Origin of the sequence: Lysinibacillus sp. UBA5994 (assembly GCF_002429725.1) — a bacterium.
Taxonomy (GTDB): Bacteria; Bacillota; Bacilli; order Bacillales_A; family Planococcaceae; genus Lysinibacillus; species Lysinibacillus capsici.
Genome location: NZ_DJAU01000014.1, coordinates 1 through 26,812, shown reverse-complemented (window position 1 = coordinate 26,812; position 26,812 = coordinate 1). Strand labels below are relative to the sequence as shown.

The following is a 26,812-nucleotide window of genomic DNA, read 5'->3' as shown; positions in this document are numbered from 1 at the left end:
CATCCCCTAAAAACTTTGTAGTAACGATTTCATAACGAGATACCAGCCATCAACCAGTACAAATAATAATATTTTAAATGGCAATGAAATCATTACTGGCGGTAACATCATCATCCCCATCGACATTAATGTACTTGCGACAATCATATCGATCACTAGGAATGGAATAAAAATCATAAAACCAATTTGAAATGCTGTTTTAATTTCGCTTAAAGCAAAGGCAGGTACAAGCATAGTCAGTGGGATTTCCTCCACTGATGCTGGTTTTTCTGCTTGATTATATGTTAAAAATAAATCAAGATCTTTTTGCCTAGTATGCTTACTCATAAACTCTTTAAATGGCACACTAGCACGGTCATAGGCTTCTTCTATACCAATTTCTTCAGCAAACAATGGTTGTAATGCCTCTTTATTGACCTCTTGAAAGGTTGGTGCCATGATAAAAAATGTTAAAAATAGTGCCAGCCCAATGATCACTTGATTTGGTGGCATTTGCTGTGTTGCCAATGCTGTACGCACAAATGATAAGACTATGACTATACGAGCAAAGGATGTCATTAAAATTAAAATACTTGGTGCAAGTGATAAAACTGTTAGTAACAGTAAGAGCTTTACAGATGTAGAGACATTCGTTGGATCGCTGTTGGAAAAAATATTGATTAAATCATTCATTTACCATCCTTCTCCTTCTGCTTCCATCTCTCTATCTCATCACTACGCTCCTGTTTTATTTCTGATAGCTTTTTTTCCAATAGATTGCCAAATGAATCCTGCTTTTGCTGCTCATTTTGCACCTTCGCGCTATCTTTTCTCTTAAACTTAGAAAATACTTCTGCAATATACGGTGATGTTGCTGCAAATTCTTGTCTTTCGTTATATAGGGCTAAAAGAGCTTCAACTTCTTCAGGATCTGTAATTTCTCGTAAAAGTTGAACGTCTTCTCCGACCCCAACTAAATACAATGTTTTACCTACCTGTAAAAGCTGAACTGACTTTTGTGCACCTAACGATAAACCGCCTAAATTTTGTACCATTTGATTACGTTGGAAGTTTAAATTTCGTTTATTTAAAAACTTCATCAATCCATAAAATAAAGCTACAACAAAAATAAGCGCCAAAACCATTTTTATGTATTCCCATGCAGATATATCTCCAGCTGCTGTTACAGTTGTTTCTTGTTTAGCAGCTGGATCAGTCGTATCTCCATTACAAGCTTCTGGGTCTTTAATGCAATCCGTGACACTATTTGTATCAGCGTCTGCATAGACAGAAGTCGGTGTCGGGTACAAAAACAGGAAGGATACAAGAAATGCGAAAATCATCGTTAAACGAAATGATTTTAACATTTTCATGCAATCATCCTAGCGCTTTTTGAATCGCTTCAATTACACGATCTGCTTGGAAAGGTTTTACGATAAAGTCTTTCGCACCAGCTTGAATCGCATCGATTACCATTGCTTGTTGCCCCATTGCTGAACACATGATTACAGTTGCACTTGGATCTGTTCCCTTAATTGCTTTAAGAGCTGCAATACCGTCCATCTCTGGCATTGTGATATCCATTGTTACTAAATCTGGTTTTAGTTCATTGTACTTTTCGACAGCTTGTAAACCATCTGCTGCCTCTCCAACAACTTCAAATCCATTTTTTGATAAAATATCCTTGATCATCATGCGCATAAATGCAGCGTCGTCTACAATCAAAATTCTTTTAGACATGGTTAACTCCTCCAATTGAAACTATCTTAAATTATTTAAACGCTCTGCTTGACTTAAAACATCTGTAATACGGACACCAAAGTTTTCGTCAATAACAACGACTTCCCCTTTAGCAATTAAACGACTATTGACTAAAATATCAACCGGTTCTCCCGCTAATTTATCCAGTTCAATAATTGAACCACTTGATAGTTCTAAAATCTCTTTAACAGAACGTTTCGTACGTCCTAACTCTACAGTAACTTGCAATGGAATATCAAGTAGCATATTTAAATTTCTAGCTTCAGATTGAGAGATTACATTTGTATCGAAGCTAGCAAACTGCGCTTGTTGCACATTTACAGGTTGTGCAGGTCTTGCTGGTTGTGCAAATTGTTGTGGCTCCTGATAAATCGGTTGCTGCATCGGTGCTGACTGCTGTTGATAAACTGGTTGTTCAGATGGTGGTGCTACAGGTATTTGCTGTTGAACAGGCGGTGGTGTAACTGGTGGAGCCTCAGGTGCAATAGTTGCTGCCACAGGTTCCTCAAACACTCCTGTTTCACCTAATAAAGATTTTACAATATTTTGACTAAATTTAAGCGGTAATAATTGCATTAAATTCGAATCAATTAAATTACCAATTCTTAATCTAAATGACACTTTCACCAGCAAATCGTCTTCTGGAATATTTTCTCGACCTTCATCTTGCGAGATGTTCATTAAATCAATTGTCGGTGGAGAAATATCTACTTTTTTGTTGAAGACCGTCGACATAGATGTAGCAGCTGAGCCCATCATTTGATTCATAGCCTCTTGAACAGCACTTAGCTGAATTTCACCTAAGTCTGGCTTCGGATTTAATCCATCGCCACCTAACATTAAATCTGCGATAATTGCTGCATCAGATTGTTTAATAACAAGTAAATTCATACCTGTTAAACCAATTGTATATTCAACTTGTACAGCTACATATGGATGAGGAAATTCCTCTTCTAATTTATTACGATTAATCATCGAAATACTTGGAGTTGTAATATCTACTTTTTGACCCAATAACGCTGAAAGAGCTGTGGCAGAGCTACCAAAGGATATATTGCCTACCTCTCCTAATGCATCTTGTGCAAACGAATCAAGGTAATCCTCCACTCGTATCTCATTTATTTCTTCATTTGTTGAAGCATCAGTGTCGTTGTTTTTATCTCCCAACGTCTCGCCCCTTAATAGCGCTTCAATTTCTTCTTGGGAGAGCATTTCATCACTCATCTTCGTCTCCTCCTTTCAAAGGGTCGATAATCTGGATTGCTAATTTTTTGCCCTTTTTACCTGGTTGAACAGTGAACTTCGGCAATGTACCTACTTTTAGTAGTAATGGCGCTTCAATTTTTTGATCTAACTGTATGACATCCCCAACTTGCATTGTTAGGAAATCTTCAATAGTGATGTCCGTTAATCCTAATTCAACTGAGAGTGGTAATTGGGCTTGTTTCACACGTGTTTCAAGCATTTTTGTTTGCTCTGGTGACATCTCTTTCGTATTGGTTTGCATCCAATAGCGAACCGAAAGATTTGGAACAATTGGCTCCAATACAACATGCGGAATACAAATATTAATCATCCCACTTGTCTCACCAATTATCGTATTTAATGAAATTACGACAACCGTTTCATTAGGTGAAATCATTTGTAAAAATTGTGGATTTACTTCAAGTTCCACTAATATAGGATCAATTTCCGCAACATTCTCCCATGCTTCGCGTAAATTGTCGAATGAGCGTTCAAAAAGGTTTGTCATAATTTTTGTTTCTATTTCCGTTAGGTTATCTACATTACTATGACTTGCCCCACTACCGCCCATTAGGCGATCTAACATCGAATAGGCAATATTCGGATTAATTTCCATCAATATATTACCATCTAATGGTGGCACTTCAAATACATTAATGAGTGTCATATTTGGAATGGAACGAACAAACTCTTCAAATGGTATTTGGTCTACTGATGCAACCGTAATTTGTACATAGCTTCTAAGCTGTGCAGAGAAAAAGGTTGTCAATAGTCGTGCGAAATTTTCATGTATTCGGGTCAAACTTCGGATTTGATCTTTTGAGAATCGAAGTGCTCGTTTAAAATCATAAACTTTAACCTTACGTCCCTCGTCCTCTTTTTTTATGTCATCCGCTGACATTTCCCCTGTCGATATAGCGGAAAGCAGCGCATCTATCTCGGATTGAGATAACACATCTCCTGCCATTTGCCCACCTCCAATTCAAGCAGTTTCTGTTTTATTGAGTAATGAAGGAGGTAAAATATACTTCCTGGACTTCTCCCTCTTGCATCAACTCATTTAATCTTGTTTTTAATGATTTTTGGAAAATCTGTTTCCCTTGCTTACCTTCTAAGTCCTTTTGCTCCATTTCAGAAAGCTCTTGAATGGCGATATTTTGCACTTGGAAAACGCGCTTTGTTAATTCTGCAGCAGCATCTTTGCTTGTCGTTTGAATTTTCAATGACAAGCGAACAACTCTTTTATCTGCAAGATTTGTCGTGATCTCTGGTATCTCCACTGTTGCCTCTACAATCTCATCAATGGACGGCTCAACAGCTCCTGTGGGTTTATTAAATTGCGTAAGCAATACAAACAAAATAACCCCAATCAGAATGACTGCTACTAGTAAAATAATAATCATTGTTAGCATTTTATTATTCTTCATCTTCTTCACCTCGTAGATGCGGGTTGGATAGTATTTGTATATTGTTATAAAAGGCAGTTACCTTTTGTCGCACCTCATCTTCACTCTCTAAAACAATTAATTTTGTTCCAGTTGTTAATGTAATAGTCGTATCTGGAAATGATTCGACTGTTTCTATGTATAAAGCATTTAATGTAAATGCTTTGCCATTTAGACGTGTTAGTTCAATCATGAATTAGGGCCGGGTCTAGCATGAGAGCCGGCCCGACCCTCCCTCATATGAAAATATGTTTGTTAAAACGTCCGTTTTGAAAGGACTATTTTATTATCGTTTTAAGTTTACTAGTTCTTGTAATATTTCATCAGATGTTGTGATGATACGCGTATTTGCTTGGAAACCACGTTGTGCCACAATCATCTCAGTAAATTCCTCTGAAAGGTCTACGTTCGACATTTCAAGTGAACCTGCTATCGGTTTGCCTAAACCTGCTTGACCACCTGCTTGTAAATAGGGTTCTCCAGAGTTTGCTGAAACTGTATAGTAATTACCGCCAACTTTCTCAAGACCACCTGCGTTGGAGAATTTAGCCATTACCAATTGACCACCCCATTTCAAGTCTCCATTTGCATCAACAAAAGTAACTTGACCGTCTGGTGCAATACTCATCGATTTTGCATCAGTTGGAATACGGATACGTCCCCATTCTCCACTGTTTTCTGTGGCCGCTGTTGGTAAACCCCAAGTGCCATCAACATTTAAATCCTCACTTGTTACTTCATCCAACTCCGCTGGTGCATCGAAGTCAGTAGACATTGAATCTAAATTTTCAGAGTTAGCAGCCGCAGACCCCATTAGATATTTACCATCTGCATTAACTAGAAAACCTTGTTCATCCATATAAAAATTCCCTGCACGTGTATAGAGAGTATTTGTAAATGGCGTTTCACCAGTTCCTTCACCAGTTCCTGACACTAAATCACCTACTATGAAGAAACCTTCTCCCTCTATAGCTAAATCTAATCCGCGTCCAGTATATTGTCGTGATCCTGGATTATGAATAGTATCGATAGATGCAAGTTCTGCCCCTAACCCAACTTGTTTTGGGTTAATACCTCCTATAGTACCTGAAGGAGCTGAAGCACCCGCTGATGTTTGCGACATTAAATCTTTGAAAATTACTCGCCCTTTTTTAAAGCCATAAGTGTTCACGTTGGCAATATTATTACCAATCACATCTAGCTTTGTTTGGAAGTTTTTAAGACCTGAAATACCTGAATACATAGAACGTAACATATGTTTTCGTTCTCCCTTCGTTTTATATAGGTGAGCTTCTATCACTCAGCATCACCAAGGCTTCCTTACGTAAGAAGGTCCAGCCTTTAAAGCACAATCGTGCCATCAATATTTGTAAATAACTGCTGTTTTGCTTCCGTGCGATCCATTGCTGTAATGACAGTAGCGTTTTTAGCACTGACAATTAAAGCTGCTTGATCCATCAAGACTAATGGTTGTTTGACACCTTTTGAGTGTGCTTCAAATACCTTATCCGATACAACCTGCCATTCATGTTCAGTGATATTAATTTTACGCTCAATAATACGTTCATTCGCATGCTTACTCACCTTTAGCTCTTGTTTAGAAGCTTCCTGTAAATGAGCCTTAAACGATTGTTGTGTATTAATTGGCTTAGGCTGTGTTGAGCGAATAGATGGATGCAAGGGTACACGATGAATTGAAAATTTATCCATCACTTTTCTCCACCTTTATTCGCTAATCACTGTAAAATCTTTATCTGTTAGTCTTTTATCATTATCTAATACATAATTAATGACCCCATCTTTATTGGAAACAGAGACGATTCGTCCTTTTAGTTCTTGGTCACCGTCTTTATACGTTACATTTTTACCAATCAATTGGCTAGCTTTCACTAATGGAGATTCAGGTACATTATTATTGCCATTGGAACTAGAATCGCTAGCTCCACCTAAAATACCAGATATATTACCAGGAGCAATCTCTTTCCCATCAGCTAATTTGAACACAACATTTCCATCTACAAATTTAAGGGATTCAATGACGCCTGTTCCTTCATTAACCACAGGATTACCTTTTTCATCTTTCTCCTCTGTAATCTCATGCCATTTGACTTCTTTGCCAATAAAAGTTGTATAACTCATCATCTGTGTTTGTTGCTGAGATGCTAGTAAAGATTCCATTGCCTTTGTCATATTTTGCATTTGCTCTAAAGAAGAGAACTGCGCCATTTGAGAAATAAATTCTCGATCATCCATTGGATTTGTTGGGTCCTGATGCTGTAATTGTGTAATTAACAATTGTAGAAAGGCATCCTTACCAAGCTCACTATTGCCTGTTTGCTTCACTGGCTTCTGATAATTTGAGTAATAAAAATCATCAGTTATAGCCGGATTTGTCACCTTCGTAGTAGTATCTGCCATTGTTACACCTCCTCACTTATTAAATAGTCACTAAAGGACATTCCTTCATCTTCATCATCACTTTTTTGATCCTGTTCTTCGTCCTGCTGTTGTTTAAAGAAATTATTGAAGAAGCTTTGATCACGTTGTTGACGATCGGCATCTTGCAGAGATTGTGCAATATCAAGACGATCTACTTGTATATTTTGCTGAGCAAAAGCCTGTTTTAGCTGGTGTGCTTGGTTATCAAGCAATTCACGTCCATGGGCTGTAGAAGCCAGTATACGGGCTGTAAGAACTCCATCATTTTGTACAAGTTCAATACGAACTGTCCCTAGATTTTCTGGATACAATTTTATGGTTAAGCGTGTAATGCCTTGAGCATTCGAAATCTGCGCTCGATTGATAATGGCTTGCATTTCTTTTAGTAAAGCTTCGGATTGAGCAGGCTTAGCCGTTGGTAACGTTACATGGAATGTGTCTGGTTTCGTTTGTACAGTTTGTGGTGTAACCATGTCATTTGTATTTGTTTCACTTTGTTTCGTCATTTGGACTTGCTGAACAACTTGCTGGAAGCCTTGTAATGGCAATGTAACAGTTGTTTTAGTTGTTGTTACCTGCAAAGTTTCTACCTGCGTTTGTAAAGTCGTTAATAGGCTTCTCACCGTTGTTAACAGGTCTTCTTGAGGTGCTGTTAAGTCTGTCTTTTGTCCTACCAATTGCGCTAATTTCAACACTTGAAGAAGTTGTGATGCCTCTTTTGGTGTCACTTGACCTTCGCCTTGTAAAGCAGTGCTTATATTCGCCTGTAGTACCGGCGCTTGGGCATCTACTAAAGTTAAGAGCTCCCAAACATCCCTTGCTTCCTTTTCTTCTCCTAGTAGCTGTTGGACGATTTTTTGAAGCTGCTCTTCATCAATCCCTAATGCATTTAATATATTTTCTAAATGAAGCATTTCATCCAGTGCCACTGCCTTACCGTCTTCTCCAAATTGAAGCAATAATAAACCATCATCGTGAGAAATCCCCAGTAAATCTAGTACTTCCTCCATTGATTCAGCATTTAATAACGCTTGTAAATCCCCAAGTTCATTTGATGAAGTCGTTTTTGATGATTGAGTTGTTTCATTTGAAGAAGTTAATACTTGCCCAAAAACAGAACCAAAATTTGATAAATTTTCTTTCTTCGGTGTGCTGCCTATTTTTCCTTCAGCGTTTCCAACTGTTGTTGATTTTGTTGCTGCAGTTTTAGTAGGTACTGTTTTATTAATCATTTGCATCATTGCTACATCCACTATTTTTCACCTCCTTTCAATTATTCTACTGTTTAGCCATAAGCTCCGTATATTTTGCTGCATCTTTTGCATCCATTTTTTCTAAAATAGCTGCTAATTTATCTGGCTTTAAATTCGTTAAAATCCGCAGTGCTTCTGTATCACTCATATTGATTAACACAGGTGCCGCAGCTTTCGGCGACATCTTATCAAATGTTGATAAAATATCGTTAAAGTCACGCTTCACATCATCTTGTTCACGATTTAGTTTTTCAATTTCAAATTGAAGCTGTTCCTTTTCTGTCAGCAGCTTCTCTTTTTCAGTTATTGTTGAATCTAATTTTTTTTGAAGCTGGGTAATCTCTGCTTCTTTTTCTTGTACCTCTGCCTGTAAACTCACTATTTTAGAGTCGTTATTAACGACAGCATCCTTTGCTTGTTGTTCTTCAGAGGGAATAAAAGGTAAACTACCAATTGCCTTTTTTCCTAAATCAAAGACATTTGTATTCATTAAAGTTGCCACAACAAGCAAAACCGCTACTACAAACATAATCGGCAGTACAATCCAAGTAAAAAACTTAAGAAAGCTCCCAGATTTTTTCTTTGGTTGCTCTTCTACTAACTCTGTTGCTAATCGATTGTCTTTCTTTGCCATGAAATCACCTGATTTCTTTCTTGTTATACGTTTGTAATGAAATTTCATCTAAAAAAAGGCTTTCTATACGATCTTGCTCTTGTTGGAAATGCTTAAAATCCTTTTCTCTCATTTTTTCAAATTTACGTACTTCCAAGTTTTTTTCTAATAGTTTTTCTTCGTGCCAATTCATCTTTGCACGAGCTTGTATCACTTTCTGTTGTACATCTGCAATTGTTTTTTCGAGACTATCAATGAAACGACTATAATGATGGATTTCATCTATGGATGAACCAACCATTAAACGCTCCTGCTGAAATGCAATTAAATCTTCTTTCTTTTTTAGCAAGTCATATAATTTCGTTGCTATTTCTTCAAAAGAACGGACAGATTCCTTATAAGCCATTTCGGTTTCGTTTTTTTCTTGTTCGCGAATGGTTAACACTTTTTCAAAACGATACACATAACTGACCATCTATTTCGCACCACCGTTCGATAATGTTATTAACTCATTGACACTTTGTTCTAGTGTCACTTTATCTAAGTAACCCTGTTTAAGATAAGCAGTAATGAGCGGTTCATATTGAATTGCTTCATCAATTTCTTTAGAGGTTCCTCTTTTATAAGCACCAATATTGATCAAATCCTCTGATTTGTCGTAAGTATAATAGAGTTCTCTTAATCGTTCAGCAGCTTTCTTATGAGTTGGCTCTGCAACATGATTCATCAAACGACTCACACTTTTCAAGACATTTATGGCTGGATATTGCCCCTTGTTGGCAAGATTTCGATCCAATACAATATGACCATCTAATATCCCTCGCACAGTATCCGCGATGGGTTCATTCATATCGTCACCATCTACTAAAACAGTATAAAATGCTGTTATAGAACCCTTCTCATTGGTGCCTGTACGTTCTAGTAATTTAGGCAATATCGCAAAAACAGAAGGCGTATAACCTTTTTGTGCTGGTGGTTCTCCTGTGGCAAGTCCAATTTCACGTTGTGCCATAGCCACACGTGTCACGGAATCCATCATCAGCATGACATTTAAGCCTCGATTTCTAAAATATTCGGCGATTGCTGTAGCTGTAAATGCCCCTTTAATCCGCATTAATGCTGGTTGATCAGATGTGGCTGCAACAACAATCGATCGACTTAAGCCCTCAGCACCCAAATCACGTTCGATGAATTCCCGAACCTCACGACCACGCTCACCTATTAGCGCAATAACATTCAAATCTGCTTGTGTATTTCTTGCGATCATACCAAGTAAAGTACTTTTACCTACCCCAGAACCAGCGAAAATACCAACACGTTGTCCATTTCCAACTGTTAGCATACCGTCAATAGCCTTGACTCCCACTTCAAGCCTTTCATTAATTGGTGGACGAGTTAGTGGGTTTGGTGGATCTTGTTCTGTAGGGACTGTCATGAGACCTTTAGGTAATAGAGTGCCATCAATTGGATTCCCCATAGAATCCAATACTTTGCCGATTAACTCAGGACCCACTTTTACTTCCAGTGGAGCTCCCGTTCCTTCAACAAGGCAGCCAATAGATATTTCACGTAAGGAGGTAAAAGGCATCAAGACGACTATTTCATCTTTAAAACCAACGACCTCTGCTAAAATAATCTGGTGACCATGATTTACAGTTTCCACATGAATTTTACAGACATCACCTATAGAACTATCTGGACCTTGCGACTCAATCATTAAGCCAACAACTCTAGTAACCCTACCGAACTTTTTAAAAGTTGGGATATGCGGAATTTGTTCAATTAATTGAGCCGCTTTCATCAAGATCATTCCTTACTCTCTAATATTTCATGTAACTTTAATCTGAGAGCATTTAATTGCTCATCGATGCTAACCATAATTCTTCCATGATTTGTTTCAATATAGCAATCTGTCTCATTATCCAAATCTTCATTAACAAAAATCATTAATGGTACGTCTATTGGGAACATTTCTGCTAATTCATCTCGGTTGGTCGTAATTAAAGCATAATAAGCTGGCGAAACATAAATTTTAATTTCCTTCATTTCTCTTGCTTCTTTTAGCCCTCTACGCACAATCGATACAAATAGTTCGTTATCCTGTTCTAACGAAGTACCAATAATTCTTTCTGCAGCAGTTAAACCTAACTCTAAAATTACCGCTTCTTGATCTTCAATATATTTTTGAGCATTTTCTTTCGCTAACATCATTATTTCGTTCGCTGTTTGAAGTGACTGAGCCATTGCTTCAGTGGCCTTATTCATACCATCTTCATAGCCTTGTCCAAATCCCTCATCATAAGCTTCTTGAACACGATTGGGTCTCTCTTCCTCCCAATTTAGCTTTAAATGTTCAATTTCTTGAAAGTGCCTATGCTTTTCCTGTTCAAACATCTCTCGTTCAGCTTGCAAAGCAGTTCTAGCTTCAGTAAGTAAACGATCTCGCTCTGCCACGACTTCATCCAACGTTAATTGATGCTGAGGAGGTCCTTCTTCTTGGTATTCTTCCATCGCTTCAAACATATCACGGATTTGTATTTCTTTGACATTATCGCTATCAGACTTAGTGTAAATAGAACGGATGATTCTAGACAATGACGTCATCTCCTCCACCACGAGCAATAATAATCTCTCCAGCATCCTCTAGACGACGAATAACAGCAACAATTCGAGATTGTGCCTCCTCTACGTCACGTAAACGTACAGGTCCCATAATTTCCATTTCTTCTTTAAATGTTTCAGCCATACGTTGTGACATATTGCGGAATATAATATCTTTTACCTCTTCACTTGATACCTTCATTGAAAGCAGTAAGTCTTCGTTTTCACAATCACGAATAACACGCTGAATGGAACGATTGTCGAGTGTAACAATATCCTCGAACACAAACATACGTTTTTTGATTTCCTCTGCAAGTTCTGGGTCTTGTATTTCCAGTGCATCGAGTATTGTTTTTTCTGTTTGTCGATCTACTCCATTTAAAACTTCAACAACTGCATCAATACCACCAGTTTCTGTATAATCCTGCGTAACGGTTGATGATAATTTACGTTCTAACACAGATTCAATTTCGCTAATCACTTCTGGTGAAGTCGATTCCATGACCGCTATACGTTTAGCAATGTCAGCTTGTACTTCCTGTGGTAAAGAAGATAAAATAACCCCCGCTTGCCCTGCCTCTAAATAAGAGAGGATTAGGGCAATTGTTTGAGGATGTTCATTTTGGATAAAGTTAAAAATTTGCGCTGGATCAGCTCTTCTAGCAAAATCAAACGGGCGTACTTGTAATGAAGATGTTAGTCGATTAATGATTGTTTGTGCTTGTTCTACGCCAAGTGCTTTTTCTAATACTGTTTTTGCATAGCCAATACCACCTTGTGTGATATAGTCCTGCGCGAGTGCAATATTGTGAAATTCTTCAATAATCTCTTCTTTTACATTTGATTCTACTTTTTTAACACTTGAAATTTCTAATGTTAAACGTTCAATTTCTTCCTCTGTTAAGTGCTTATAGACAGAAGCTGAAACTTCAGGCCCTAATGAAATTAACAAGAGAGCGGCCTTTTGTTTTCCGGTTAATTCTTTATCTTTCTTGGACACAGCCGAACCTCCTAGTTAGTCTTCAGCAATCCAACTACGCAGTAACTTTGCAAAATCGTCTGGCTTTTCTTTGGCCATTTTTTCTAGCTGCTTACGACGCATTGTAGCTTCCGTTTCAATTTCTTCATTAATATCTTCAACCATTAATTCTTCTTGTTCTTCTAGGATACTTAACTCTTCCTCTTCCTTCGCACGTTTACGTGAACGGATAATGAAGAATGCTAGTAATAAGATAACAGCTAACAAAATACCTCCGATAACCCAAACCCACCATGGAATGATTGGTTTTTCATCAGCTACCTCTGTTGCCTTACCGTATAATGGTTGTACAGATACCGCCACTTTTTCATCGATCTGCTCTTGAGTAAGTTCTGCTGCTACGTCTTTGGAAATTGTTGTACGTACAATTGTACTTAAAATTTTCTCAATATCTTCTCGAACACCGTCTGGTAATGACGCTGCGTCAGTTGCTGTCGGTGGTTCAACAATTACTTGAATACCAATATCCTGAATTTTATAAGGAGCTTCTTGAATATCCTTACGTATACGGTTCACATCATTATTAATCGTTTCTTCCGTACGTTCGTAATCACCATTTCCTGCTGTACCTTCATTATAAGTTGTGAAGTTATCAGTAGTTGTTTCAGCTTCAGGTGTTCCAGCAGCGGCAGCTGCTCCTGTACCAGAATATTGCTCTGTAATTCGCTGAGCACTTATGGCAATACCTTCCATATTTTCTTCATCAACAGGTGTCACAAGATTTTCTTCACGATTTTCTTTCTTGAAATCAATATCCGTTGTGACAGAAACCATTACTTTATCTTGTCCCATCAACGTTCCAAGCATATTTTGTACTTGACGTTGTAAATCTCGTTCTACCAATTTCTTCATTTGTAATTGGCCTTCAGCTGTTGTTGTGGAAGTACCATCAGCTGTTGCTGCATTCAGATCAAAGTACTCTGAAAATTGGTTAGAGATCACTATATTTTCAGTCTTTAAATTCGGAATACTTTTTGACACTAAATTGTACATTGTAGTTATTTGCTGTTCCGTAAATTTATAGCCAGGATCAGTATTTAAAACGATAGATGCTGTTGCCTCTCCTTGAACATCCGTTACGAATACACCTTCCTCAGGAACAGTAATCATAACTTTTGCATCTTTTACACCTTCCAGATTTTTGAAAAGTTTAGCAATTTCAGTTTCAGTAGCTGCTTTTTTTAATAGGTTAAATTCATTATCAGTCATACCAAATCCTGAACTATTAGCAAATGAGTAATCGATTGATCCTGTTTGTGGATATCCCTCTGAAGCTAATTGCACTAATAAGGAGTCAACTTGCTCTTCTGGCACTAAAATAGATGTTCCACCTGGAGCAATTTGATAGGTCACACCTTGGGAATCTAGCGCTTCCTTTACCTGTCCAATTTCCCGTGTTGATAAATCTTTATAAAGTGGAACATATGTAGTTTTGGAAGCAAAAAATGTCACAATTGCTGCTAGTGCGATTACAACTACCACGGAGCCAATCATAACTATTTTTTGCTTTTTACTTCGACTTGTCCAAAATTGACTGGTGTCGTTTTTTATTTTTGTCAATCGTTCATTCATTATGAATCCTCCGGTTATAGTGAATAACCTAGCCATCAATAATTTGCGAACATAATGAGCCACTCTGATTTGTGGTTGTTAATTTATATTGAAAAGAGGTTTCTTATCTTTACAATAAAATTAAACACTCATGCGCATTATTTCTTGGTAAGCTTCAATCACCTTATTGCGAACTTCAATTGTTGCGTTTAGGGTAATGCTTGCCTTTTGCGAAGCAATCATCACTTCATGCAACTCCACATCTTCACCTTTAATTAGCTTCTGAGTAAATTTATCAGAAGTTATTTGTTGATCATTTACTTTTGCAATTGCTTCTTTTAACGAGTTCGCGAAGCTTTGTTGCGCTTCATAAGGTGTAGCATTCAGTTTATTCGTGTTATTTACAACCTGAGTAGGTGTCATTAGCGAAATGGACGAAATGGCCATGTATGTATCTTCCTTTCTACTTAAATTTATTTACCAATCTCTAAAGCCTTTGTAAGCATGGATTTATTCGCATTAAATACAGTTATATTCGCCTCATAAGAACGAGTAGCCGACATTAAATCAACCATTTCTTTTAATGGATCGACGTTAGGCATGTTTACATAACCATCTGCATTCGCATCTGGATGAGTTGGGTCATATACAAGTTTGAAAGGTGTTTCTTGATCTTCTGAGATTCGAGTAATTTTCACACCATTACCAACACCACTTTTTGCATTTTTACCTAGTGCTATATTCAAAAAATTAGAAAATTGTCCTTCTTGAGCTGACAGCGTCACGGACTTACGTCGATATGGTTCCCATTCCCCATTCACTTGACGAGCGCGAGTTGTATCCATGTTAGCCATATTAGAAGAAATAACGTCCATACGTAAACGTTGCGCTGTTAATGCGGAGGCAGTGGTATTCATCCCATGAAAAATAGACATCTATTACTTACCTCCTTTAATAACAGTATTCAATGTGTTTAATTTCCCATTAACACGATCGATTAGAGCATTATAATAAATTTGATTCTCTGCTAATTTCGCTTGTTCAGCATCCATATCTACAGCATTGCCATTGTTTCTATATCGCAAGTTCTCAACAATATTGACACCTGGTGTAGATTGTCGAAACGTGAAATCATAATGTCTATTATCAGTGCGGTATGCAGAAATAGCTATGCTCTTCTGCTCTTCCAACATATCCTTAAAACTAACATTTTTCGCCTTATAATTAGGTGTATCGACATTCGCGATATTATTTGCGATTGTTTTATGATTTAAAGTGGCATAGGAAAGTCCATTTTCCAAGCTACTAATAGTTCCTCCAAATAAATTCAAAACTGTTCACCTCATTTTATTTAAAATCTATGTACTTGTTAATTTATCCAATAATACAATTGTAATTAAGATGCTACCTAGTGTCTATTGTCTTTTGTCACTTTTTAATAGTCTATACGCCCTATTTTTTCTCCCTCTCAACCATGACAAAACTTCCCCATCCTTTGCGTCTCTAGGCTTCAGTAAAGATTGATAATCATCTAGTTATTTTACACCATTTCGACAGTGTTTACGATTTTATTGTGAAAAATGCCTTTTTATGAGGTTTATCGCCTTTTTTAATCCTTTTAAATAAAGGTCCCTTTTTACTAGTTTAATCACTATGGGAGTATTTTTTATACAGTGACTATAAGTTTATTCACCATTATTCAAAAGTAACATATCAGCATTTTTTATATGCTAATTGTAGTGACAAATTATCGAACATTTTTAGGATAAAAGCAACGAAATCCATGTTTTTATATTAATTCTCTAAAAAAACAAATGCCCTAAAATTTCGAAAATACACAAAAAAGCGTCTATATTTACCATAGACACCATCATTGTTTTGAAAAACAATACATTTTATGAAAGATGAAAACGGCTTTCATTCCACACTACCTGCTTGCCACTATACTTCTCTCTCACTCAGTTTAAAGTACAAAACTACCGCTCTGTTTAAGGTCTCCCCTTTCTCACATGGGAATCAATTAGCCTTCTACTCCACCGTTCTACATTAAAAGCAAAAATTACAATCACTAGTCTGAAAAGTCACTTTTCCTCATGTTCGACTAACGGATTCATTGTACGCTCCTCTGGATTGGACGATGACGAAACCTAAAGCACCCCTCACCTTTCTAAAAGGTCTTTTTCAATATTATCTTTTTCAACAACATAAAAAGCGTCTATGCTTACCATAGACGCTTTCATTAGCTTATTAAAAGAAGTATTTATTTCATTTTAATTTCTGCTAAAGCATTTAAGAATTTATCGTTTAGTACTTTAATATAAGTACCTTTCATACCTAAAGAACGAGATTCAATGACACCTGCTGATTCAAGTTTACGTAATGCATTTACGATCACCGAGCGTGTAATACCCACTCGATCAGCAATTTTAGAAGCAACTAGTAAGCCTTCATTACCATCAAGTTCTTCGAAAATGTGTTCAATTGCCTCTAACTCACTGTACGAAAGTGAATTAATAGCCATTTGCACGACAGCTTTGCTACGAGCTTCTTCTTCAATTTCTTCCGACTTTTCACGTAAAATTTCCATACCAACCACTGTTGCACCATACTCAGCTAAAATTAGATCATCATCTTCAAATTGTGAAGATAAACGAGCAAGGATTAATGTTCCTAAACGCTCACCACCACCAACGATTGGTACAATTGTTGTTAAAGCATTTTGGAATAAATCTTTATTTTCTACCGGGAAAGCAGTATGTTCATTATTAATATCTAAATTTGATGATGTTTCAGAGATCGTAAATAAGCTATGTGTATATTCTTCTGGGAACTGTCTCTCTTCGAACATTTTTTTCATACGTTCATTTTCAATTTGTTGGTGAATTGAAATACCTAATAATTTACCTTTACGACTTAAAATATAGACATTACTATCGATAATATCGCCTAATGTATCGGCCATTTCCTTAAAGTTTACTGGCTTACCAGCAGAAGCTTGAAGCATCGAGTTAATTTTACGTGTTTTTTCTAATAAATTCATTATATGTTCCTCCTATAAATAATCCGAAGAGTATTTACTAAATATTCTAAAGGTTTTTATTATTGAATGATACTAATCAGCTTTATCTTACAGTATAAACTGTGACAAATCTTTGTTTTTTACTATTCCCGCAAGTTTTTGATCCACATACGCCGCATTGATTGGGATACTGGCAGGCGCAATTTCAGATGCCTCAAACGATAGTTCTTCCAGTAAACGTTCTAATATCGTGTGTAAACGACGAGCTCCGATATTGTCTGTTTCCTGATTCACTTCAGTTGCTATCTCAGCAATTCGTTCAATAGCATCTGTCGTGAAATGAATTTCTACGCCTTCTGTCTCTAAAAGTGCTTTATATTGCAAAATTAATGATTGATCTGGTTCTTGTAAAATACGAACAAAATCCTGTTTTGTTAATTTTTCTAGCTCTACTCGAATTGGGAAACGGCCTTGTAACTCGGGAATTAGGTCTGATGGTTTTGACATATGAAATGCCCCAGCAGCAACAAACAGCATATAATCCGTTTTCACTGCACCATACTTTGTAGTAACCGTAGAACCTTCTACAATTGGTAAAATGTCACGTTGAACTCCTTCACGGGAGACATTCGCCGAAGTATTTCCTTCTTTACTAGCAATTTTATCGATTTCGTCAATAAAAATGATACCTGTTTGCTCAGCTCTATTAATGGCTTCCTGTGCTACTTCATCAGCATCTATCAGCTTATTTGCTTCTTCTATTGTTAAAATACGACGCGCGTCTTTTACTTGCACACGGCGTTTTTTCTGTTTTTTAGGCATTAAACTAGAGAGCATATCCTGCATACCACTATTCGCAGACATATCCATCCCAGTTCCTTGTAACGCATCAAAAATGGATGGATTTTGTTCTGTTACCTCTACAGTAACCCACTCATTTTCTAACTTACCATTGCGTAAATCAATGGCAATTTGAGCACGCTTCGAGCGAACTTCTCCATCATCTGCTGATGAATCATCATTTGTTGGTTGTTCTTTCCCACCAAATAGCATTTCAAACGGATTTTGCATCGCCTGTTTTTTACGTAAAGAAGGCACCAAAAGTTTCACGATTGCTTCATTTGCTAATTCTTCTGCTTGTTCCTTGACAGACTCCATCATTTCTTCTTTAACTAGACGGTGAGAAGCTTCTACCAAGTCACGGACCATTGATTCAACATCTCTACCCACATAGCCTACTTCGGTAAACTTTGTCGCTTCAACTTTTACAAAAGGTGCATTGGTAAGCTTTGCAATCCTTCTGGCTATTTCTGTTTTGCCGACACCAGTTGGCCCAATCATCAAAATATTTTTTGGAATAACTTCAGCCTTCATATCTTCATTTAACAACGAACGACGATAGCGGTTTCGTAACGCAATAGCTACTGCTCGCTTAGCTTCATTCTGCCCAACAATGTAACGATCTAAATGCTCAGTAATTTGTCTTGGCGTTAAATTTTTTTGTGTCATTAGTTCAGCGCCTCCACGATAATATTATGATTTGTAAATACACAGATTTCAGCAGCTGTTTCTAATGCCGCTTCAGCTATTTCACGAGCAGTCATTGTTTCACCTGCATATTTTTTTAATGCTCTACCCGCAGACAATGCATAATTGCCTCCAGAGCCAATGGCCAAAATGCCATCATCAGGTTCAATCACTTCTCCTGTACCCGAAACGAGTAATAAAGTCGTTTTATCCATTACTAGTAGCATTGCTTCTAGCTGGCGCAGCATTTTATCACCACGCCATTGCTTCGCTACCTCAACGGCTGCCCGTTGCAAATTACCGTTATACTCATTTAATTTGCCTTCAAACATTTCAAAAAGTGTAAAGGCATCAGCAACTGAACCTGCAAAACCAGCGAGGACCTGCCCATTAAACAGACGTCTGACCTTCCTTGCTGTACCCTTCATCACAACTGCATTTCCCAATGTTACTTGACCATCACCAGCCATAGCACAGCCTCCGTTATGATGAACCGCAAATATCGTTGTTGCATGAATTTGTCCCATCTGCCTTCCTCCTTAGCTCTATTATGCCCTTGGATGAGCATTCATATATGTTTGACGAAGATGCTCTTTTGTTACATGTGTGTAAACTTGTGTAGAAGATAAATGTGAGTGACCTAATAACTCCTGCACCGTCCGTAAATCTGCGCCATTATTCAATAAATGAGTAGCAAAAGTATGGCGAAGCATGTGTGGGTAAATTTTCGTATGGAGTGAGGCCTTATCAATCATTTCGTTTAAAATATGACGTACCCCTCTAGGAGTAAGTTCCCCACCACGCATATTGACAAACAACTGCAGATGATTCGTTTTTTTCATCAATCGTGGACGAGCTTGCTCTATGTAGTCCTGCATTGCTAAACTCGCAAATTGACCAAATGGAATGATTCGTTCTTTTCGACCTTTGCCCATTACTCGTATAATCGAATAATGAAAATCTACATCCTCTACTTGAATTGAAGTCAGTTCACTCACACGAATACCTGTTGCATATAACAGCTCTAATATAGCTATATTTCTTAATGATTTCAAATCATCACCAGTATTCGCATCAAATAACTGTTTCAATTCCTCTTCGTAGAAAAAATTAGGTAAACGTGATTCTTTTTTCGGATGATAAAGCGAACGAAAGGCTCCGTCATCTAATCCGTACTGTCTATTTAGAAAGCGAAAAAAGGAGCGTATTGAGGAAATTTTCCTTGAAATAGAAGCCCTTGCCCTTTTCTCATCGTACAACTTTGTTACATAAAGACGTGCATGTATATATTCAACACTTGCTAAATCATCCATTCCCTCCGTTTGTAAAAAGGTTAAAAAATCTAGCAGGTCTGATTCATATTCTCGCACTGTATGAACAGAGAAGTTCTTTTCAACTTGGATGTAAAGCATGAACTGTTCGAGTGCATCTTGGGACGAAACTAACACAGAAAGATTCACCACCAATAATTTATTAATAATTTTCTTAAATGACTGACACTTGTAATATAACGGATATACAATCCTTTGTCATCTCTTACAAGTTTGTATCGTTTTCCTTATCATTAATAAACATACATATTGACACTAAACCTATCTTCATAATATAGCAAGTGTAAATAGTTATATTTTGAGAAAAACTCCATACAAAATAATAAAATACGTCTAATTAAGCATTTTGTCTACAAAAAGAAAAAGCCTCTAAGAGTATAACAACTTTTAGAGGCTTTTGGCAATTAAATTGTTTGTGAATTCACAAAATTTCGAATTGTGCTTATTGCGCGTGTTGCATGCATTTCCGCACGCTCTGGCTTAGAACGACGACCAGGTGGTAAGTCAGGGAAGATGCCGAAGTTTACATTCATAGGCTGGAAGTTTTTCGACTGTGCTTCTGTTATATAACGCGCCATGCTTCCTAATGCCGTTTCGAATGGGAAAATAATCGGCTCTTGTCCTAAGGCTAAACGAGCTGCATTTATTCCTGCAATTAATCCACTACCTGCTGATTCAACATAGCCTTCAACACCAGTCATCTGACCTGCAAAGAAAATATTCTTTTGCTCACGAAGTTGATATGTTTTTTCTAAAACTTTCGGTGAATTGATGAAGGTATTTCTGTGCATGACGCCATAGCGAACAATTTCTACATTCTCTAACCCAGGAATGAGCTGTAGCACTTCCTTTTGTGGCCCCCATTTTAAATGCGTTTGGAAGCCTACAATGTTGTAAAGCGTGCCTGCTGCATCGTCTTGACGAAGTTGAACAACTGCATATGGACGTTTTCCTGTTTTAGGATCCTCAAGACCCACTGGCTTCATCGGACCAAATAACATAGTTTTCTCTCCACGAGCTGCCATGACTTCAATTGGCATACAACCTTCAAAGTAAATTTCTTTTTCAAATTCCTTCAATGGTACAACTTCAGCTTCGATTAATGCTTGGCGGAAACGATCGAATTCTTCCTTTGTCATAGGACAGTTTAAATAAGCCGCTTCCCCTTTATCATAACGAGATTTTAAATAAACTTTATTCATATCAATACTATCTTTTTCGATAATAGGTGCTGCTGCATCGTAAAAGTATAAATAATCTAAACCCGTTAAACCTTGAATTTTTTCAGCTAAAGCTTTTGAAGTTAATGGTCCTGTTGCAATAACTGTAATACCTTCTGGAATTTCTGTGACTTCTTCATGAATAACCTCCACAAGTGGATGGTTTTTCACAGTTTCTGTTACATACCCTGCAAATTCGTGACGATCTACTGCTAAGGCACCTCCAGCAGGTACTGAACATTGGTCTGCTGCCTTTAAGATAACAGAATCTAACATACGCATTTCTTCTTTTATAACGCCTACAGCATTTGTTAACCCGTTTGCCCGCAATGAATTAGAACAAACAAGCTCAGCAAATTTATCAGTATGGTGCGCTGGTGTCTGCTTTACTGGACGCATTTCATAAAGTTTAACTTTTATACCCCGCTTAGCAATTTGCCAAGCTGCCTCACTACCTGCCAGCCCTGCTCCAATTACATTTACTACTTGTTCAGTCATGTTTCTTACCATCTTCCTATCATTGAGTTGGTGCTTCTTCATAGTCACACTTCGTACATTGAATTTGCACACCTTTTTTTATCTTTTTCTCTACTAATAATGCACTACATTTTGGACATGGTCTATTAATCGGCTTGTCCCATGAGACAAATTCACATTCAGGATACTGATTGCAACCATAGAATAGACGCTTTGTTTTACTTTTTCGCTCCACAATTTCGCCCGTTTCACAGGAAGGACATTTCACACCAATAGGCTTCATAATCGCTTTTGTATTTCTACAATCCGGGAAATTAGAACAAGCCATAAATTTGCCATATCGTCCAAGCTTAAAGACCATTGGAGATCCACAAAGCTCACAGTCTTCTCCTGCAGGCTCATCTTTAATGACAACCTTTTCCATAGCTTCATCCGCATGTTTTACATGGACTTCAAAGTCTTTGTAAAATTCCTCCACAACTTTTTTCCATTGTCGATTGCCTTCTTCAATATCATCTAAATCTTGTTCCATTTGTGCTGTGAATTCGATGTTTATGATATCTGGGAAAAATTCTAGTACGAGTTGGTGTACGATCTCTCCTAGCTCTGTTGGCATAAAGCGTTTAGCATCTAATACAACATAGCCACGGCGCTGAATTGTATCGAGGGTCGGTGCATATGTGGACGGGCGCCCAATTCCTAGTTCTTCCATTGTTTTAACAAGTCGCGCCTCAGAATAACGTGGTGGTGGCTGTGTAAAATGTTGTTTAGGCTCGATTTCAAGCGATTTTACTTGATCACCAATTTCCATCTCAGGTAAAAGTTTTGTCGTCTCTTCAGTTTGATCATCAGTACCTTCAATATATAGTTTCATAAAGCCTGCGAATTTAACTTGAGAGCCATTTGCACGGAATAAAACATCACCATTTTGAAGATCTACAGCTACAGTATCAAGTACTGCCGGTGCCATTTGACTCGCAATAAAGCGCTCCCAAATTAAGCGATATAAGCGTAACTGATCACGGCTAAGTACCGCCTTTAATTCATCTGGTGTCCGCATTGTACTTGTTGGACGTATTGCTTCGTGCGCATCCTGTGCATTTGAAGCTTTCTTTGTTTGTTTTATTTCTGTTGCAATGTATTCTTTTCCATATTTACCCTCAATGTACGTAACCGCTTCTGCTTTTGCCGTATCAGAAATACGTGTGGAATCGGTACGCATATAAGTAATTAACCCGACTGTCCCCTCTTTTTTTCCAATATCTATACCTTCGTATAATTGCTGAGCTAGCATCATGGTCTTCTTAGCACGGAAATTTAATTTTCGTGCAGCTTCTTGCTGTAAAGATGATGTTGTAAAGGCTGGTGCAGCATTACGCTTACGTTCCTTTTTCGTTACATTGACAACATCAAAGTTTGTTCCTTTAACATCTTTTAAGATTGCCTTTACTTGTGCTTCATTTGTTAATTTTATTTTGTCTTTACCATTTCCATAGTAAAGGGCATCAAATGATTTTTTTCCCTTTTCAAACGTTCCTTCAATTGTCCAATATTCTTCAGGTTGGAAGTTTTTAATTTCATTTTCACGATCAATGATCATGCGTAGTGCTACAGATTGTACCCGACCCGCTGATAAACCTTTTTTTACCTTTTTCCATAGAATTGGGCTAATGTTATAGCCAACAAGTCGATCCAATATACGTCTTGTTTGCTGCGCATCTACTAAATCCATGTTAATTGGACGTGGGTTTTTAAAAGACTCTATAATTGCATCTTTAGTAATTTCATTAAATACAACACGACAATCTGAGTGAATATCAATATTTAATGCAGTCGCAAGGTGCCAAGCAATCGCTTCTCCCTCGCGGTCTGGATCGGCCGCTAGATAAACTTTCTTTACTTTTTTAGCAGCAGACTTTAATTCCTGTAACACAGGTCCTTTACCACGTATCGTAATATATTTAGGCTCGAAATTATTTTCCGCGCTAACGCCCATCTGACTACGTGGAAGATCCCGTACGTGTCCAACCGACGCTTTCACTTTATATTTCTTTCCTAAATACCGTTCAATTGTTTTTGCTTTTGCTGGTGATTCTACAATCACTAAATAATCCGCCATCTATGTCTCCCCCTTAGCGAGGTCTATTACTAATTTTTTAAGTTACCTGTTGCAAAATGTATAACAGATTTTAAGATAATGCAACTTTTTTTCAATTTTTGTTAGAAAAGAGGTCTAATGTTTCAATGATTTGATGACCATTCACTATGGGAATTGCTCCTTCAAAAAGCAATTGATTTGTCCCTTTTGATTGCGTTGCGTCTATAGGTCCTGGCACCACAAACACATCTTTTCCTTGCTCTAATGCAAGCTCTGTTGTAATAAGCGTGCCACTTTTTAATGCCGCTTCTGTCACAACTAATGCTTGAGATAAACCACTAATGATTCGGTTACGCATTGGGAAATGCCATTTTTCAGGCTTCATATAAGGAGGATATTCTGTCATTAATAACTGGTGCTCTGCCATTTGCGTAGCAAGAATGCGGTTTTCTGATGGATAGAGATAATTAAAACCATGTCCAAGCACAGCTATTGTATGACCGCCCATATCGATAGTCGCCCTATGTGCCATTGTATCTGCACCTCTTGCAAGCCCACTAACAACCGTATAATCACGTTGAATAAGCGGCGGGACAATTAAGTCTATCGCTCTTTTTGAATACGCTGTCGCCTTCCTAGAGCCTATAATAGCTATCTGTTTTTTGTTTGTTAACAGGGAATATTGACCTTTCACATACAATACAGTAGGTGGACTTGATATTTCAAATAATTGCGCCGGGAAATAGGGATGATAAAATGGGATGGGGAATATATTAGCCCGTGCATAGGCCTCTTCAAGTGGTGTTGTCATAATTTGTCGAAAGAGCTGAGAAAGTTGATGTGCTTTTTGTGCCGATATTTGTAAAACTTTTGCGAGGTCGTCATAATGAATGTCTTCAAAAGAGCTTAAAATATTCACAGGGGACAACAATTGCTGAAGTTTCTGTAGTGGTAATGGGTACACATAATGTAAGGCTAGTAATCTCTGCGTATCTACTGCGAGAATCATTCAATAAACCTCCTTTTATAATAGAAGAAATTAAATGACCGCATGATAATTTTCAACACAACATTGCATTATTATTTATAACATCTGCCACAAAATTGTTGATTTCTTCATAAGTAAGTAGGTAATTGTTGAATGAAGTATGATAAACAGTGTATAAATAATGAAAAAGATGTAGCCGTAATGGCTACATCTTCCATTTTAATGGGTTTTACACTTTTCGTATAGCCCTTTTTCTTTAATTACTTTAATTAATGTTTCACCAATTACAGAAGGTGTTTCTGCAACTTCAATACCAGCTTCGTTCATTGCTTTAATTTTCTCCGCTGCTGTTCCTTTACCACCAGAAATGATAGCACCAGCGTGACCCATACGTTTGCCAGGAGGTGCAGTTTGTCCACCAATAAAGCCTACAACAGGTTTTGTCATATTTGCCTTAATCCATGCCGCTGCTTCTTCCTCAGCTGTACCACCGATTTCACCAATCATAACAACTGCGTATGTTTCTGGATCATTATTAAAGGCTTCAAGCACATCAATGAAGTTTGTACCGTTGACAGGGTCTCCACCAATACCTACTGCAGTTGTTTGACCAATTCCAGCTTGTGTTAATTGGTGTACTGCTTCATATGTTAATGTACCAGAACGAGAAACAACTCCTACATGGCCTTTTGTATGAATATAACCAGGCATGATACCAATTTTACATTCATCAGCTGTTATAACACCTGGACAGTTTGGACCTACTAGTCGAGTGTTTTTACCTTCCATATAACGTTTAACCTTAACCATATCAAGGACAGGAATATGCTCTGTGATACAGATTGTTAATTCTAATTCAGCATCAACAGCTTCTAAAATTGCATCTGCCGCAAATGGTGCAGGTACATAGATAACTGAAGTTGTAGCACCTGTTGCAGCTACAGCTTCTGCTACTGTATTGAAAACAGGAACTCCTTCGATTTCAAGTCCACCTTTACCTGGTGTTACACCTGCTACGATTTTAGTACCATACTCAAGCATTTGCTTCGTATGGAAAAGAGCTGTTTCGCCCGTAATCCCTTGTACAATTACCTTCGTATCTTTGTTAATAAATACAGCCATTGTTCTCCCTGCCTTCCTTAGCCTACTAGTCCCACAATTTTTTGTGCACCGTCAGCCATTGAATCAGCTGCAACGATGTTTAAACCAGATGCATTTAAAATTTCTTTTCCAAGTTCAACATTTGTACCTTCTAAGCGTACAACTAATGGCACAGCTAAACCAATCTCTTTAGCAGCCGTTACAACACCCTCAGCAATAATGTTACACTTCATAATTCCACCAAAGATGTTTACGAAAATGCCTTTTACGTTTGGATCAGAAAGGATAATTTTGAAAGCCTCTGTTACTTTTTCAGCTGTTGCACCGCCCCCTACATCTAGGAAGTTAGCAGGGCTTCCGCCATAATAACTAATTGTATCCATCGTTGCCATTGCAAGACCAGCACCGTTAACCATACAGCCAATATTTCCATCTAATGAAATATAGCTTAGGTCATATTTCGAAGCTTCGATTTCTTTTGCATCTTCTTCGTCAAAATCGCGTAATTCGACAATATCCTTATGTCGATATAATGCATTGGCATCAAAATTGAATTTAGCATCTAATGCTACTACTTCGCCTTGTCCAGTTACAACAAGTGGATTAATTTCTACAATTGATGCATCTTTGTCGATAAATGCTTGATATAAGCCTAACATTAATTTAACAGCTTTCCCTACAAGGTTTGCTGGAATATTCATATTAAACGCCATACGACGTGCTTGGAAGCTTGTTAATCCAACTACAGGATCTACAACTTCTTTGAAGATTTTTTCTGGATTTGTTTCTGCTACTTCTTCAATATCCATACCGCCTTCTTCAGATCCCATCACTGTCACACGAGATGTAGCACGGTCTAATACTAGACTTAAATAGTATTCTTTTTGGATATCAGAACCCTCTTCAATATACAAACGTTTTACTTCTTTTCCTTCTGGACCTGTTTGATGAGTCACTAAAATTTTTCCTAATAACTCTTTTGCGTATGTGCGCACCTCGTCAAGGTTTTTAGCGATTTTGACACCGCCTGCTTTACCGCGTCCACCTGCATGGATTTGCGCCTTGACTACTGTTACGTTTGAGCCAAGTTCCTTCGCTACTTTTACTGCTTCATCAGGGGAAAAA

29 protein-coding genes are annotated in these 26,812 nt (G+C 37.6%); all 29 read right to left on the bottom strand.

Annotation, left to right across the window (positions count from 1 at the left end; genetic code table 11):
* Nucleotides 1-6: 6 nt before the first annotated feature.
* Nucleotides 7-672: a flagellar type III secretion system pore protein FliP gene (gene fliP / locus B3D98_RS04920; RefSeq protein ID WP_048391597.1), complete on the bottom strand. Its 666-nt coding sequence runs from the start codon at nt 670-672 to the stop codon at nt 7-9.
* Nucleotides 669-1,346 (bottom strand): flagellar biosynthetic protein FliO, encoded by a 678-nt coding sequence (locus B3D98_RS04915; RefSeq protein ID WP_288581208.1) that lies wholly within the window; start codon nt 1,344-1,346, stop codon nt 669-671. The genes fliP and B3D98_RS04915 overlap by 4 nt, the downstream gene beginning before the upstream one ends.
* A 10-nt stretch (nt 1,347-1,356) precedes the next feature.
* Nucleotides 1,357-1,719, bottom strand: coding sequence for a response regulator (locus B3D98_RS04910; RefSeq protein WP_004269288.1), 363 nt, complete (start codon nt 1,717-1,719; stop codon nt 1,357-1,359).
* Between the two features lie 21 nt (nt 1,720-1,740).
* Nucleotides 1,741-2,964: a flagellar motor switch phosphatase FliY gene (gene fliY, locus B3D98_RS04905; RefSeq protein WP_048391599.1), complete on the bottom strand. Its 1,224-nt coding sequence runs from the start codon at nt 2,962-2,964 to the stop codon at nt 1,741-1,743.
* Nucleotides 2,957-3,952: a flagellar motor switch protein FliM gene (fliM, locus tag B3D98_RS04900; RefSeq protein WP_004269290.1), complete on the bottom strand. Its 996-nt coding sequence runs from the start codon at nt 3,950-3,952 to the stop codon at nt 2,957-2,959. The genes fliY and fliM overlap by 8 nt, the downstream gene beginning before the upstream one ends.
* 31 nt (nt 3,953-3,983) lie before the next feature.
* Nucleotides 3,984-4,412 carry a flagellar basal body-associated protein FliL gene (fliL, locus tag B3D98_RS04895; RefSeq protein WP_004269291.1) on the bottom strand — a complete coding sequence of 143 codons (429 nt, stop codon included), beginning with the start codon at nt 4,410-4,412 and terminating at the stop codon, nt 3,984-3,986.
* A complete protein-coding gene (locus tag B3D98_RS04890) occupies nt 4,402-4,623 on the bottom strand; it encodes a flagellar FlbD family protein (protein WP_048391601.1) in 222 nt (73 codons plus the stop codon). The genes fliL and B3D98_RS04890 overlap by 11 nt, the downstream gene beginning before the upstream one ends.
* A gap of 93 nt (nt 4,624-4,716) precedes the next feature.
* Nucleotides 4,717-5,685: a flagellar basal body rod protein FlgG gene (gene flgG, locus B3D98_RS04885; protein WP_279494194.1), complete on the bottom strand. Its 969-nt coding sequence runs from the start codon at nt 5,683-5,685 to the stop codon at nt 4,717-4,719.
* Nucleotides 5,686-5,771: 86 nt separating this feature from the next.
* Nucleotides 5,772-6,140, bottom strand: a complete 369-nt coding sequence (locus B3D98_RS04880; RefSeq protein ID WP_279494193.1) for a TIGR02530 family flagellar biosynthesis protein — start codon at nt 6,138-6,140, stop codon at nt 5,772-5,774.
* 15 nt (nt 6,141-6,155) lie between these two features.
* Nucleotides 6,156-6,848, bottom strand: coding sequence for a flagellar hook assembly protein FlgD (flgD, locus tag B3D98_RS04875; protein WP_257961813.1), 693 nt, complete (start codon nt 6,846-6,848; stop codon nt 6,156-6,158).
* A 2-nt stretch (nt 6,849-6,850) separates the two neighbouring features.
* Nucleotides 6,851-8,122 carry a flagellar hook-length control protein FliK gene (locus B3D98_RS04870; protein ID WP_288581183.1) on the bottom strand — a complete coding sequence of 424 codons (1,272 nt, stop codon included), beginning with the start codon at nt 8,120-8,122 and terminating at the stop codon, nt 6,851-6,853.
* A gap of 25 nt (nt 8,123-8,147) precedes the next feature.
* Entirely contained in the window at nt 8,148-8,756 is a 609-nt protein-coding gene (locus tag B3D98_RS04865) for a MotE family protein (protein ID WP_048391611.1), read from the bottom strand.
* Between the two features lie 4 nt (nt 8,757-8,760).
* Complete coding sequence (fliJ, locus tag B3D98_RS04860; protein ID WP_048391613.1) at nt 8,761-9,210, bottom strand: flagellar export protein FliJ; 450 nt, start codon at nt 9,208-9,210, stop codon at nt 8,761-8,763.
* Complete coding sequence (fliI, locus tag B3D98_RS04855) at nt 9,211-10,536, bottom strand: flagellar protein export ATPase FliI (protein WP_048391695.1); 1,326 nt, start codon at nt 10,534-10,536, stop codon at nt 9,211-9,213. It lies immediately after the preceding gene.
* Between the two features lie 5 nt (nt 10,537-10,541).
* A complete protein-coding gene (gene fliH, locus B3D98_RS04850) occupies nt 10,542-11,330 on the bottom strand; it encodes a flagellar assembly protein FliH (RefSeq protein WP_066037815.1) in 789 nt (262 codons plus the stop codon).
* The gene (gene fliG, locus B3D98_RS04845) at nt 11,323-12,336 is read right to left on the bottom strand and encodes a flagellar motor switch protein FliG (protein WP_008180783.1); all 1,014 of its coding nucleotides are present in this window, start codon (nt 12,334-12,336) and stop codon (nt 11,323-11,325) included. Before fliG ends, fliH begins: the two co-directional genes overlap by 8 nt.
* Nucleotides 12,337-12,351: 15 nt before the next feature.
* Nucleotides 12,352-13,947 (bottom strand): flagellar basal-body MS-ring/collar protein FliF, encoded by a 1,596-nt coding sequence (fliF, locus tag B3D98_RS04840; RefSeq protein ID WP_279494188.1) that lies wholly within the window; start codon nt 13,945-13,947, stop codon nt 12,352-12,354.
* 120 nt (nt 13,948-14,067) lie between these two features.
* On the bottom strand, nt 14,068-14,373 hold the full coding sequence (fliE, locus tag B3D98_RS04835; RefSeq protein ID WP_004269303.1) for a flagellar hook-basal body complex protein FliE: 306 nt from the start codon (nt 14,371-14,373) through the stop codon (nt 14,068-14,070).
* Between the two features lie 26 nt (nt 14,374-14,399).
* Nucleotides 14,400-14,861: a flagellar basal body rod protein FlgC gene (gene flgC / locus B3D98_RS04830; protein ID WP_054550512.1), complete on the bottom strand. Its 462-nt coding sequence runs from the start codon at nt 14,859-14,861 to the stop codon at nt 14,400-14,402.
* A gap of 3 nt (nt 14,862-14,864) precedes the next feature.
* Nucleotides 14,865-15,257 (bottom strand): flagellar basal body rod protein FlgB, encoded by a 393-nt coding sequence (flgB, locus tag B3D98_RS04825; protein WP_048391621.1) that lies wholly within the window; start codon nt 15,255-15,257, stop codon nt 14,865-14,867.
* 929 nt (nt 15,258-16,186) lie between these two features.
* Nucleotides 16,187-16,966 (bottom strand): GTP-sensing pleiotropic transcriptional regulator CodY, encoded by a 780-nt coding sequence (codY, locus tag B3D98_RS04820; protein WP_004229266.1) that lies wholly within the window; start codon nt 16,964-16,966, stop codon nt 16,187-16,189.
* An 87-nt stretch (nt 16,967-17,053) separates the two neighbouring features.
* Nucleotides 17,054-18,454, bottom strand: a complete 1,401-nt coding sequence (hslU, locus tag B3D98_RS04815) for an ATP-dependent protease ATPase subunit HslU (protein ID WP_004229268.1) — start codon at nt 18,452-18,454, stop codon at nt 17,054-17,056.
* Nucleotides 18,454-18,999 (bottom strand): ATP-dependent protease subunit HslV, encoded by a 546-nt coding sequence (gene hslV / locus B3D98_RS04810; protein WP_004229270.1) that lies wholly within the window; start codon nt 18,997-18,999, stop codon nt 18,454-18,456. Before hslV ends, hslU begins: the two co-directional genes overlap by 1 nt.
* A gap of 21 nt (nt 19,000-19,020) precedes the next feature.
* On the bottom strand, nt 19,021-19,920 hold the full coding sequence (gene xerC / locus B3D98_RS04805; protein WP_288581154.1) for a tyrosine recombinase XerC: 900 nt from the start codon (nt 19,918-19,920) through the stop codon (nt 19,021-19,023).
* Nucleotides 19,921-20,207: 287 nt separating this feature from the next.
* A complete protein-coding gene (gene trmFO, locus B3D98_RS04800) occupies nt 20,208-21,521 on the bottom strand; it encodes an FADH(2)-oxidizing methylenetetrahydrofolate--tRNA-(uracil(54)-C(5))-methyltransferase TrmFO (RefSeq protein WP_016994086.1) in 1,314 nt (437 codons plus the stop codon).
* Between the two features lie 19 nt (nt 21,522-21,540).
* Nucleotides 21,541-23,619 carry a type I DNA topoisomerase gene (gene topA / locus B3D98_RS04795; RefSeq protein WP_016994084.1) on the bottom strand — a complete coding sequence of 693 codons (2,079 nt, stop codon included), beginning with the start codon at nt 23,617-23,619 and terminating at the stop codon, nt 21,541-21,543.
* A gap of 91 nt (nt 23,620-23,710) precedes the next feature.
* The gene (gene dprA, locus B3D98_RS04790; protein WP_288581150.1) at nt 23,711-24,607 is read right to left on the bottom strand and encodes a DNA-processing protein DprA; all 897 of its coding nucleotides are present in this window, start codon (nt 24,605-24,607) and stop codon (nt 23,711-23,713) included.
* Nucleotides 24,608-24,805: 198 nt separating this feature from the next.
* Nucleotides 24,806-25,708, bottom strand: a complete 903-nt coding sequence (gene sucD, locus B3D98_RS04785; RefSeq protein ID WP_004229280.1) for a succinate--CoA ligase subunit alpha — start codon at nt 25,706-25,708, stop codon at nt 24,806-24,808.
* Nucleotides 25,709-25,725: 17 nt separating this feature from the next.
* A partial coding sequence (gene sucC, locus B3D98_RS04780) for an ADP-forming succinate--CoA ligase subunit beta (RefSeq protein ID WP_288581147.1) occupies nt 25,726-26,812 on the bottom strand: 1,087 nt, incomplete at its 5' end.